Raw genomic sequence first — 11,182 nt, forward strand, 5'->3', positions numbered from 1 at the left:
CTGATGGAGAGGAAATCGTTTATTAAAAGACTGCAGGATTAGTCGCCTAATCCTGCTTTTTCGTGATATGGTATAATAGATTGAAAACAAATGACTAAAAGGAGAAAACATGACCCCAAATTTTTTCATCCCACAAGCCATTCAGGTACGGGGTGCTCGTGCCAATAACCTTAAAAATATTTCTCTTGATATTCCCTTGCACCAATTTGTCGCTATTACAGGCGTATCTGGTTCAGGTAAGTCCTCTCTCGCCATGGATACTATCTACGCTGAAGGAACAAGACGCTATCTGAATGCTCTTGCGACCTATACTCGCCGTCGCATCAAGCAAGTTGGACGCTCAGACGTAGATGAGGTCGAATACCTCCCTTCGACCATAGCTCTTCGCCAACGTCCAGAAACGCCAAGTGTACGCTCAACGGTTGGAACATTGACCGAAACCCTGAATATCCTACGCTTGATTTTTTCACGTCTAGGCTCTCATGTCTGCCCAAATGGTCACCGTCTTGACCCAACTCTGCGTGTGGCAGAGGTCATGGATTTCATGGGGACTGATGAGCGGATGGGAATGATCAACTGTCCGACTTGTGATGTTCGTTTCATGGTCTATGGTGCAGAAAGTTTTGCCTTTAACTCAGACGGTGCTTGTCCGACCTGTCAAGGAACAGGTGAAGGACGTGAAATTCAGCTAGACAAGGTCATCCCAGACTCAAACCTCACCATCAATGAAGGGGCAGTTGCTTCTTGGAAATTGCCAGGCCGCACTCACATGAAGCTAGTAGCTGAACAACAGGGAGTCAGGCTAGACGTTCCTTTCAAAAAATTGACGGAGAAAGAAAAAGAAATCGTCCTTTCTGGCCCTGAGGTGAAACGAGTGATTATCGTCCCAACCAAAACAGGCAAATCTTTTGAGCTAAATGCCAAGTATGAAAATGCCATTGTGGCGATTGAACATAGTCTGCAAACAGCTAAAAACGAAAAGGCTATTGAGCGTCTCAATCGTTTCTATGACCTAGGAAAATGTCAGACCTGCCACGGTAGCCGCTACAATCCTGATTTGCTAACTACCTTGGTACTCAACAAAAATATTGCCCAAATCAGTCAATACGACATGCTGGAACTGCAAGAATTTGCGGATAAGTTGAAAACATGGGTGCCTGATGAAATGCAGGATATGACTGAAAAACTGGCAGGTGAATTGAAAGAGTTGATCGAGCCGATTGTGGCACTGGGGTTAGATTATTTGACACTAGACCGCGCAGGTAACTCTCTATCTACTGGTGAGTTGCAACGGATTCAACTGGCTCGCACCATCCGTAATCAGATGACAGGAATTCTCTATGTCTTGGACGAGCCAAGCGTCGGGCTTCATGCGGAAAATGTGGATGCCTTGATTGCCATTATTCGTCAGCTTATTCAGCAAGGCAACTCTGTCCTTGTGGTCGATCATGATGTGGCTATTTTAGAAGCCGCTGACCACTTGATTGAGATTGGTCCTCTCTCTGGTGATCATGGAGGTCAGGTTATCGGGCAAGGTAGTCCCAACCAACTCGCTCAAGTAGCAGACTCCGTCATCGCTCCTTACCTCAACCATACAGCTCAAATCCGTGTTCGACCTAGGTTGGAGCTCGATCAACTCCAGCATTTCCAAGTGCATGTGATCGATACTAATAATATCCAGTCCGTACAGGCAGATTTTGTGGAGAAAGGCTTAAATGTTGTGACAGGCATTTCAGGATCTGGCAAGACTACGCTGGTGCTGGACAGCCTTTTACCTGCTTTTGAAGCCAAACTGGCTAAAAAATCCCTGCCTGAAAATGTGCATGTATCAGGAATCAACAGTATCAAGCAAGTGATTGAAATTGACTCGACTCCAATCGGTAAAAACATTCGCTCCACTGTCGCAACCTACTCCAAAATCATGGACAAGCTGCGCACCCTCTTTGACGGCATTTCAAGCGAATTTTCAGCGACTGATTTTTCTTATAATAATAAATCGGGCGCCTGTGATTACTGCGATGGGACTGGTTCGGTGACACTGGATATTCAATATCTGCCAGATATTGTCGAGACCTGCCCACGTTGCCATGGCAAACGCTATAAAGATGAGATTTTAGCGGTCAAATGGCAGGGCTATTCCATTGCTGACCTGCTGGATTTGACCATTACAGAAGCTCTGGAGGTTTTCAAGGAAGAAACTGGGATTTTAGCTACCTTAACCGTTTTAGATGAACTAGGTCTTGGTTACCTTCATCTAGGAGAAAGTACACCAGCCCTATCTGGCGGAGAAGCGCAACGGTTAAAATTAGCGACTTATCTGGAAAAGAAACAGAGCAACTACCTCTTTATCTTTGATGAACCAAGTATCGGCCTCCACCCTCGTGATGTGACCAATCTAGTAGCTGTCTTTGAACAGTTGATTGAAAATGAGGCAACGGTCATTGTCATCGAACACGACCTAGATGTCATCGCCAATGCAGATAATATCATTGACATGGGGCCACAAGGTGGACGTTATGGTGGACAGTTGATTGCGAATGGTAGCATCGAAGAAGTCTGCCAAACAGCAAACAGTATCACTGGAAGATATTTAAAAGCCTACCTCTCACAGACCTCTGCATAATCGACTTATTTTACAATTTGGGATGTATAAAACAAAAATAGTCAAATTCGTTGACCTTTTGTAGCATTATAAAAACATACTAAGATTAACATACTTTAGTCCGGTAGTATTACTGAGTCAAAGAGGGAAACAAAAAGAAAGGGGACACGTTTATTCCCACAAACTCCTTGTCTATGGAAATAAAAGCGTCCCCCAAGTGTATGTAGGAATACATTTCACTTAGTTCATGTTATCAGACCTAGACACTCAACTACTACTCTCATTCTGATACTCCCCCCTATACGACAAAAAGCCTTGCAATCAAGGCTTTTCATTATCCCTTTCATTCAAAGGTTTCTAGGTTTTTACGAGCAGAGCAACACACTCCACGTGATGCGTTTGTGGGACTCAAAAGGTTCGGGGAACCTTTTGAGGATTAGTTGCGTTTCACTAACAAGCTTACACACTCGACGTGATGCGTCTGAGGAAAAAGATCCACCGGCTGGACTTTCTTCAATTCATAGCCCAACTCTTGATAGAGTTTGATATCACGCGCCATGGTTGCGACATTACAGGAGATATAGGCGATGCGGTCAGCTCCTGTTTGGGCGCTTGCTTTGATAAAGCTTTCGGTCAAGCCCTTACGTGGTGGGTCGACCAGAATGGCGGTTGGTTGGATGCCTTCCTTGAGCCAATTCTTCATGGCATTTTCAGCTGTGTCACAGACATAGTGGGCATTGGTAATGCCATTTAAGCTAGCATTCTTCTGGCTATTTTCTACTGCTTCTGGAATGACTTCGACACCATAAACTTCCTTAACATGATTAGCGACAGATAATCCAATAGTTCCGATTCCTGAATAAGCATCGATCACCACATCGTCTTCTTTTAACTCCGCAAAGTCAATGGCTGTCTGATAGAGCTTCTCTGCCATTTCGGTATTGACCTGATAAAAGGCTGGTCCAGAGATTTGGAAATCATTTCCCAACATTTGATCCGTAATATAGTCCTGACCATAGAGAACCCGCCATTCTTTTCCAAAAATGGCATTGGTATTCTGGTCATTGATATTCTGCATAACAGACACAATCTCTGGGAATTCCTTGATGACTTGTTCAATCAACTGTTCAACTCGGAAAATTTTAGGACGAGTGGTCACTAAAATAACCATGATTTGACCTGAATGATAGCCACGACGTACAACAAGGTTTCGAATCAGGCCAGACTGTTCCTTCTCATCATAGGGTTTTAAGTCATAGCGACGAAGCAAATCACGTAAAGCCACAACAACTTGGTCTATCACTGGATCTTGAATGTAAAAATCTTCTAGAGGCATAAGGTCATGAGAATTCTTACGGAAGAAACCAGTCTCCAGAACACCATTGACGCGACGAACAGGGACTTGGGCCTTGTTGCGGTATTGGACAGGATGGTCCATTCCCAAGGTCAGGGGCACTTCCATATCAGTGATTCCCGCCATCTTGTAGAGGCTATCCTTGACCTGCTTGGCCTTGAATTTCAGTTGCTCGGGATAAGCCAGGTGCCCCAAGTCGGCGATTCCGCTTCGTAAATAGGCAAGATCAAGCTCTTCATTACGATGAGGGGATTTTTCTAAGTACTCCTCTACTTTTCCGTAGCCAATCTTCTTGTTGACTTTGAGCACGCGCATAAGAATTTTTTCAGTCGGCAGAGCATTCTCTACAAAAAAGACCAAGCCATCGACCTTGGCAACACCAGCTCCTTCATGGGTCAAATCGACAATCTCTACTTCTACAATATCATTTTTCTTTAACATATGTTTCACTTTCTATCAGCCGACAAAAAAAGACGGCAACTGTTCTGTTACCATCTATTATACCATGAATTAGCCTAAGCACCAAAACTCTTGAAAAAGTTTACAATTGCTTGCCAAATGGCACTGAGGATATTGCCACCATCTTGAATAGCTTTATTAGCATCAAAGTTAAGGTCAATATTGCTAAAACTATCTCCTGCTTGCGCGACGATACTTTGTTTCAAATCTTTTAGAGTCTTTGTAAAGTCTTCGTTATTAAGAATATCGCTCTTTGAAAGATTAAAGGCAAAGTTGATAATGACATTGACCTGGTTGCCTGTAACGACTTGATCCAGTTTGTAGTTCTTCAAAGTATCTTCGACAATCTTACGAACATCATCTTCAGTAAGATCTCCTTTAGACTCTTTAGCCTTAGCGACTGCAGCCTTGATATCGGCAAGGGCTACATTGAGTTTATTGGCATCATAGCCTGATTTGTCCTTGTTTTCATCGTTGATGTCTGACAAGGCCTTTAGCTCTTCCTGAGCTAGGTTTTTATTTTCTTGAGGAAGTTGAACACCATTAGCTTCTAATGAATAGTAGATACCAGCTAGGGCACTCTCACCTGTTACAGGGATTGGGGCCGCAACGGTAATACGAGCATGCTCCACACCCAAGGTAACGGCCGCATTGCGGTACATGTCTTGGGTCACTTTAGTGATATTTTCAGGGGTTTCAATCTTCACTTCAAGTGGAGATTTTTCACCTAATTTTTGAATTTTTGCTGATGAATAGAGCTGGAGACTAGAGTCATTGGCGACGTTCATAATCTTTGAGTAGACATCAGGCGTCATAGTCTTCAGTTCTTTGGTATCTGTAGAGGCGTTATAGCCGAGTTTTTTTAATGTTTGATTTTTTTGATCTTCAGTGAGTGAAGAACCCAAGACGTACTCAGGTTGAACATAGGTTTCATCAATTACTTTTTGAACATCAGTGGCTGCTTGAGCGCTTTGCAAAGTTGCAACTGCTAAAAGAACTGCAGCACTAGTCAGAAAGAATTTCTTTCGCATGAGACGTTCCTCCTTTTCCTATCTAGGATAGTCGATTAGCCTTAAAGAAAGCTTATAAAAGCACCTAGAATTTTCTAAGTGCTTAAAATAGATTAAAAAATTTAATAATGTAGAGATTTAGTTGAACCTGTCTAGAGTAATAATAGTTCCCTCCATCCACATAGAGTTCTCCACCTTGAAAGATGGAAATTGGATTGACGTAGCGATAGGTTTTTCCAGTTGTATTTCCTAAAGTTGGCGCAACGGTATCTCTTGAGTATTTCTTGGCTAGTGCAAGGGTATTTTCTTTCCCGTTTTGGGCGATAAAATCAATATAAGCAGGCCCAAAGTTATAGGCCTGTACAGCAGTCCAAACATCTACACCCTTTTCTTGAGCTAAATAAAGATTCTCTGTCAAGGTTTGAATTCCCTGACGAATACTACTCCTATTGTCAGAAATCGTATTTGTAGTTCCGCTAGCAGACTCACTAGACTGCATCACGTCGCTTTCTTTACCTTTGGTTTCGGTATAAATCATGGCCAGGACTAGTTCTTCATTTGCTGGCGTATCTTGCTCACTTAAAACCTCTCGTACCAAGGATTGATAGGTCATGACCTGCTTCACATCCCGATACATATGAAAAAGTTTATAACCAGTAAATAATACAAGAACAAGTAGCAAGACCCTTCTTATAAATTTAAACATTATTTGCTTTGTATATCCTCGATGTTTTTGATTAAGATAGAGTAGGTTCCATTTTCATTTTGGATAAATTCGACCGACTCAGCATCTTGGTAAATATTATTGGGTACGATTAACTCAATCCCATTTGACAGAGAAAGCTTTTGGTTTTCAAATTTCTTTAATTGACGACTGGCATCGATTTCATCAAATTGAACTGGCTCTGGCACTGCTTCCTTGACTTGGTCAATAAAGCTAAGACGTGCAGTGAGATTGTTGTCAAAAAGGTCATTTGCCAATTTTTCTGGAGACAATTCATTGCTTTCTTCAAGGTTATTAAAAATAGCTGATTTGACCTTGGATTGAAATTGAAAATCATCTGTATTAAATGTTTCAGCAATTCTCTGAGCTGTTTTTTCCAGTTCCTTGATTGACTTTTTAGGTGAAATCTTTGGCTGAGCCTGTATCAGATTCTCAGAAAAATAGTTCAAAAAAGTCCCGTTATACTTGATTCGTTTCTCAATCAGGTGATATTTTCGGCTTTGAAGATTGACCACCAAGGCCTCATCTGCGCCTGTACCAAATCCAGGAAGATTGTTTTGAGTCAGCTTGATTGGATTATCAACCTCTCCACCGAGGTGGGTCAAGGTCTCACGCAAGGCAATACGTAGAAAAGCAAAATGCTCTACTCCTTCTTTAGAAAACTGCACAAAAATCAAGTCATTGGTCTTGAGATTTTCAGAAATGCTGAATTCCTCTTTCCATAGGTTTGCTAGCGTCACCGATGTCTCCAACAAATCATCTGTAATATGATTGAAGAAGGGATTTTCTTCTTCGAAAATCCCAGTCTTGGCTTCATCTGAATACACACGTTCAATTTTCTTACGTAGGTATTCTTCGATTTTTGGAGTGATATTGAGAAATTTATCCGCTAGAAACAACTCTGTGTCATTAGGGCTGAACTGATGGATAATGGCTTTCTTAATATAAATGTCCATAAAAATTTTAGTCCTCATATAATGGGAAGGCATCTGTCAAGACTTTGACTTCGCTTCTTACTTCTTCTAAGACAGCTTCATTTTCTGCATTTTTAAGGGCTTTAATGATAAGCTCAGCCACTTTACGACTTTCTTCTTCACCAAAACCACGTGCAGTTGTTGCTGCTGCTCCGATACGAATACCACTTGTCTTAAATGGTGACAAAGTTTCGTAAGGGATTGAGTTTTTATTTAGGGTAATATTGACCTCATCTAGCAAGTTTTGAGCAACTTTTCCGTTTTCTACAACCTTAGTTACATCAACTAGAAAGAGGTGATTTTCTGTCCCACCAGAGATAATACGGAAATCAGGGTCTTGCAAGAAGACTTCCGCCATAGCCTTGCTGTTCTTAATAACATTTGCTGCATATTCCTTGAAGGCTGGGTCCAATACCTCTTTGAAGGCAACAGCCTTAGCAGCAACAACGTGCTCTAATGGCCCACCTTGAATACCTGGGAAAATAGCAGAATTAATCTTCTTAGCAAGGTCTTCGTCATTAGTCAAAATCAAACCACCACGTGGTCCACGAAGGGTTTTGTGGGTCGTTGTAGTTGTAATATGTGCATAAGGCACTGGACTTGGGTGAAGACCTGCAGCAACCAAGCCAGCAATGTGTGCCATATCGACCATAAGTTTAGCACCAACAGCATCTGCAATTTCACGGAATTTTGAAAAATCAATAATTTGAGAATAGGCTGAAGCACCAGCTACGATAAGTTTAGGTTTTACTTCTTGGGCTTGTTTCAAGATAGCGTCAAAGTCCAAGAGCTCTGTTTCTGGATCTACGCTATAAGAAACAAAGTTGTAGGTTTGACCAGAGAAGCTGACAGGAGCTCCGTGAGTCAAGTGCCCACCTGCTGCCAAATCCATCCCCATAACCGTATCGCCAGGCTCAATCAAGGCCATGTAAGCTGCACAGTTGGCTTGGTTTCCTGAGTGAGGTTGTACATTGGCAAACTTGGCACCAAAAATTTCTTTTGCGCGTTCAATGGCTAGAGTTTCTACCACGTCTACTACATCTGTTCCACCATAATAACGGCGTCCTGGGTAACCCTCGGCATATTTGTTTGTCAAGATAGACCCTTGAGCAGCCATAACAGCCTTGGAAACTACGTTTTCCGAAGCAATCAACTCGATGTTGTTTTGTTGGCGTTCTTCTTCTTTGGCAATAGCATTCCAAAGATCTGCGTCATAAGCTTTAAAATCATCTTTGTCAAAAATCATAGGTCTTCTCCTTTATAGTGTGACAGGTCCTTTAGTTTGGTTCTACATAACTTAAACTAAAAGATGCGAATAAACCGTTTCTGCGTCTTATCGCAGGTATAACCAACTTTTTCATAGAAAGCATGCGCACCTAAACGATGGTCTGCAGAATTTAAGCGAATAAAGTTATAGCCTCGTTTTTTTGCTTCATGTTCCAAGCCTTGGAGTAAAGTTTTTCCGATACCCTGCCCCTGTGTTTGAGGCAAAACAGCTAAAGCTAGGATATTAAAACCTGGTTTTGAATAAAGGGATTCGTAAACCTCGGCATGGACATAACCAAGTAGTTGATGACTAGCCTCGTCCTCAAAACCAAGTAGGTAGTGATGGGAGTCTTGAGATAACTTAGCTAGTTGACTAGCCGTTTCCTCTAAACTAAACGAATAACCTAAAGCTTCTTTGTTAGTCTCACAAATAGCTACAACATCTGTTGTTTTCAAATCACGTAGCATATCATACCTCCTCAAAAGGAATTGTTGGTATCTTAGAAAGGATATCTTCTCGAGTAATCGCTCCTTGGCGTAGAATCTTCACCTTATCGCCAGATAGGTCTAAAATAGTCGAATCTTGACCTGTTAAAAAAGCATCATCTTCTATTCCAAAAACCTCTTGTCCAAAGTCTTTTAAAATCTCTTTTAAGCTAGCACCACTAGCTTGACCCGAGATATTTGCAGACGGGCCGATTAAGGGACCAAACTCACGAATCAATTCTAGAGTTATAGGGTGACTGGGCATCCGAAAACCAACTGTCGGTAATCCTGAATTGACCCAGTAGGGAACCTTGCCATTAGCTTCTAGGATAATGGTCAAAGGTCCAGGAAGAAAACTATCAACAAGTTTTTGTAAATAAGGTGGCTGATTATTTGAAAAGTTCAAGATATCGTCTAGATGAGCGACATTGAGATTAAGTGCCTTGTCTCTTGGACGACGTTTAAGCTGGTAGACATAATCAACAGCTTTTTTATCTAGCGCTTTTGCAAAGAGACCATAAACTGTTTCGGTCGGCAAAACTACAGCTCCACCTTTTTCCAACTCTTGCTTAATTTTCTCCATCATCAATGACAACCATCCTATCTTGGCCAAATTGGTCTTTGAGAGTTCGAACTCGTTTCTCTGGAAGATTTTCCATAAAGAGAGCGGGCACACTTTGACCTTGTTTGTAGCCAATTTCAAGATAAATCTTACCACCATCATTTAGATAGTCCTTGGAGTCTTCCGCGATTCTACGGTAGATAGCTAGGCCATCCTCGTCAGCAAAAAGTGCCAAATGTGGTTCTGAATGTAGAACATTCAAGCCAACTTCTTCTTGATCTTCACGAGAAATGTATGGTGGATTGGATACAATTATATCATATTTTGAAGAAATTTCGGAGAAACAATCAGATTTGATAAAAGAGAGATTTAGATTTTGAGCGTTAGCATTCTCTGTTGCAAGCTCTAATGCATCCTCAGAAATATCCGAAGCTGTGACCGACCAATCTAGCCTATTTTTCGCTAAAGCAAGGGCTATTGCTCCACTTCCTGTTCCGATATCCAGAACTTTGAGATTTTCCTTTGGATTCTCAGCCAGGGTGAGCTCCACTAGTTCTTCTGTCTCTGGACGGGGAATCAAGACCCGCTTATCTACTTTTAACTGCATCCCGAAGAATTCAGCGTGGCCGATTATGTATTGAGCAGGCATGTGATTTGCTAGTTTCCTGTAAATGTCCTCTACAAACTGTCTTTCTTCCTCTGAAATTTCTTGCTGAAGAGCAAAGACAAAGTCTGTAAAGGAGAAATTTTTAAGGCCACGATAGACAAAGGAGAGGCTTTCAGCTTCCTCTCCTTGTGCTATCAACTTTTCCTCAAAATCTTTAAAAATTTGAGCTAATTTCATTATTTGTTTAATTCTTCTAATTTTTGAGTTTGGTCGTAAAGAACCAAGGCATCCACAACTTCATCGAGTTTACCAGACAAAATCGTATCTAGTTTTTGAAGAGTCAAGCCTATACGGTGGTCTGTAACACGGTTTTGTGGGAAGTTATAAGTACGGATACGTTCTGAACGGTCACCAGTACCGATAGTAGACTTACGCTCTGCGTCCTGCTCATCTTGGGCAATCTGAGCAAAGTGGTCAGCAACACGCGCACGAATAATCTTCATAGCCTTCTCACGGTTTTTCTGCTGGGTACGTTCTTCCTGCATCTCAACCTTGATATTGGTTGGCAAGTGAACAATACGAACAGCAGTCGCAACCTTGTTGACGTTCTGTCCACCAGCACCTGAAGCGTGGTAGATATCGACACGAAGGTCTTTTGGATCAATATCGTACTCTACTTCTTCGACTTCAGGCATGACAAGGACAGTCGCTGTTGAGGTATGAACACGCCCTTGGCTTTCTGTCACAGGGACACGCTGTACACGGTGGGCACCAGACTCATACTTAAGTTTAGAGTAAACTGACTGACCAGAAACCATGGCAACCACTTCTTTAAAACCACCAACACCGTTCATTGAAGCTTCCATAACTTCAAAGCGCCATCCTTGGGCTTCAGCATACTTTTGGTACATGGTTAGCAAATCGCCAGCAAAGAGGGCTGCTTCATCACCACCTGCAGCTCCACGGATTTCAAGGATAATATTTTTATCATCGTTTGGATCTTTAGGAAGGAGCAAGATTTTCAGTTTTTCTTCGTACTCTTCTTTTTCAGCCTTAGCATCTTTCAATTCTTGTTTGGCCATTTCTTCCAAGTCCGCATCTCCGCCTGATTCTTTAATCATCTCTTCGGCATCAATGA

The 11,182-nt window shown here is 41.9% G+C and carries 10 protein-coding genes; 1 reads left to right on the forward strand and 9 read right to left on the reverse strand.

Annotated features, from left to right (window positions below; translation table 11 throughout):
- Nucleotides 1–109 precede the first annotated feature (109 nt).
- Complete coding sequence (locus tag SINDD18_RS03585) at nt 110–2,623, forward strand: excinuclease ABC subunit UvrA (RefSeq protein ID WP_061863108.1); 2,514 nt, start codon at nt 110–112, stop codon at nt 2,621–2,623.
- A 415-nt stretch (nt 2,624–3,038) separates the two neighbouring features.
- Here the strand turns inward: SINDD18_RS03585 and rlmD are convergent, their stop codons facing one another.
- The 9 genes from rlmD to prfA form a co-directional block, all read right to left on the reverse strand.
- Nucleotides 3,039–4,397: a 23S rRNA (uracil(1939)-C(5))-methyltransferase RlmD gene (gene rlmD, locus SINDD18_RS03590; RefSeq protein ID WP_061863109.1), complete on the reverse strand. Its 1,359-nt coding sequence runs from the start codon at nt 4,395–4,397 to the stop codon at nt 3,039–3,041.
- 74 nt (nt 4,398–4,471) lie between these two features.
- Nucleotides 4,472–5,446: a DUF1002 domain-containing protein gene (locus tag SINDD18_RS03595; RefSeq protein WP_061863110.1), complete on the reverse strand. Its 975-nt coding sequence runs from the start codon at nt 5,444–5,446 to the stop codon at nt 4,472–4,474.
- A gap of 82 nt (nt 5,447–5,528) precedes the next feature.
- Nucleotides 5,529–6,131, reverse strand: a complete 603-nt coding sequence (locus SINDD18_RS03600) for a lysozyme family protein (protein WP_049509016.1) — start codon at nt 6,129–6,131, stop codon at nt 5,529–5,531.
- Nucleotides 6,131–7,105, reverse strand: coding sequence for a nucleoid-associated protein (locus SINDD18_RS03605; protein WP_049509017.1), 975 nt, complete (start codon nt 7,103–7,105; stop codon nt 6,131–6,133). Before SINDD18_RS03605 ends, SINDD18_RS03600 begins: the two co-directional genes overlap by 1 nt.
- 7 nt (nt 7,106–7,112) lie before the next feature.
- The gene (glyA, locus tag SINDD18_RS03610) at nt 7,113–8,369 is read right to left on the reverse strand and encodes a serine hydroxymethyltransferase (protein ID WP_061863111.1); all 1,257 of its coding nucleotides are present in this window, start codon (nt 8,367–8,369) and stop codon (nt 7,113–7,115) included.
- A 56-nt stretch (nt 8,370–8,425) separates the two neighbouring features.
- Nucleotides 8,426–8,857: a GNAT family N-acetyltransferase gene (locus tag SINDD18_RS03615; RefSeq protein WP_061863112.1), complete on the reverse strand. Its 432-nt coding sequence runs from the start codon at nt 8,855–8,857 to the stop codon at nt 8,426–8,428.
- A gap of 1 nt (nt 8,858) precedes the next feature.
- On the reverse strand, nt 8,859–9,461 hold the full coding sequence (locus tag SINDD18_RS03620) for an L-threonylcarbamoyladenylate synthase (RefSeq protein ID WP_061863113.1): 603 nt from the start codon (nt 9,459–9,461) through the stop codon (nt 8,859–8,861).
- Nucleotides 9,445–10,281 (reverse strand): peptide chain release factor N(5)-glutamine methyltransferase, encoded by an 837-nt coding sequence (gene prmC / locus SINDD18_RS03625; RefSeq protein WP_061863114.1) that lies wholly within the window; start codon nt 10,279–10,281, stop codon nt 9,445–9,447. Before prmC ends, SINDD18_RS03620 begins: the two co-directional genes overlap by 17 nt.
- Nucleotides 10,281–11,182, reverse strand: a 902-nt coding sequence (gene prfA, locus SINDD18_RS03630) for a peptide chain release factor 1 (RefSeq protein WP_065203264.1), incomplete at its 5' end; no start/stop codon positions are given. The genes prfA and prmC, both read right to left, overlap by 1 nt.

It is taken from the genome of Streptococcus infantis (genome assembly GCF_001579645.1).
In the GTDB taxonomy this organism is placed as follows: Bacteria; Bacillota; Bacilli; order Lactobacillales; family Streptococcaceae; genus Streptococcus; species Streptococcus infantis_E.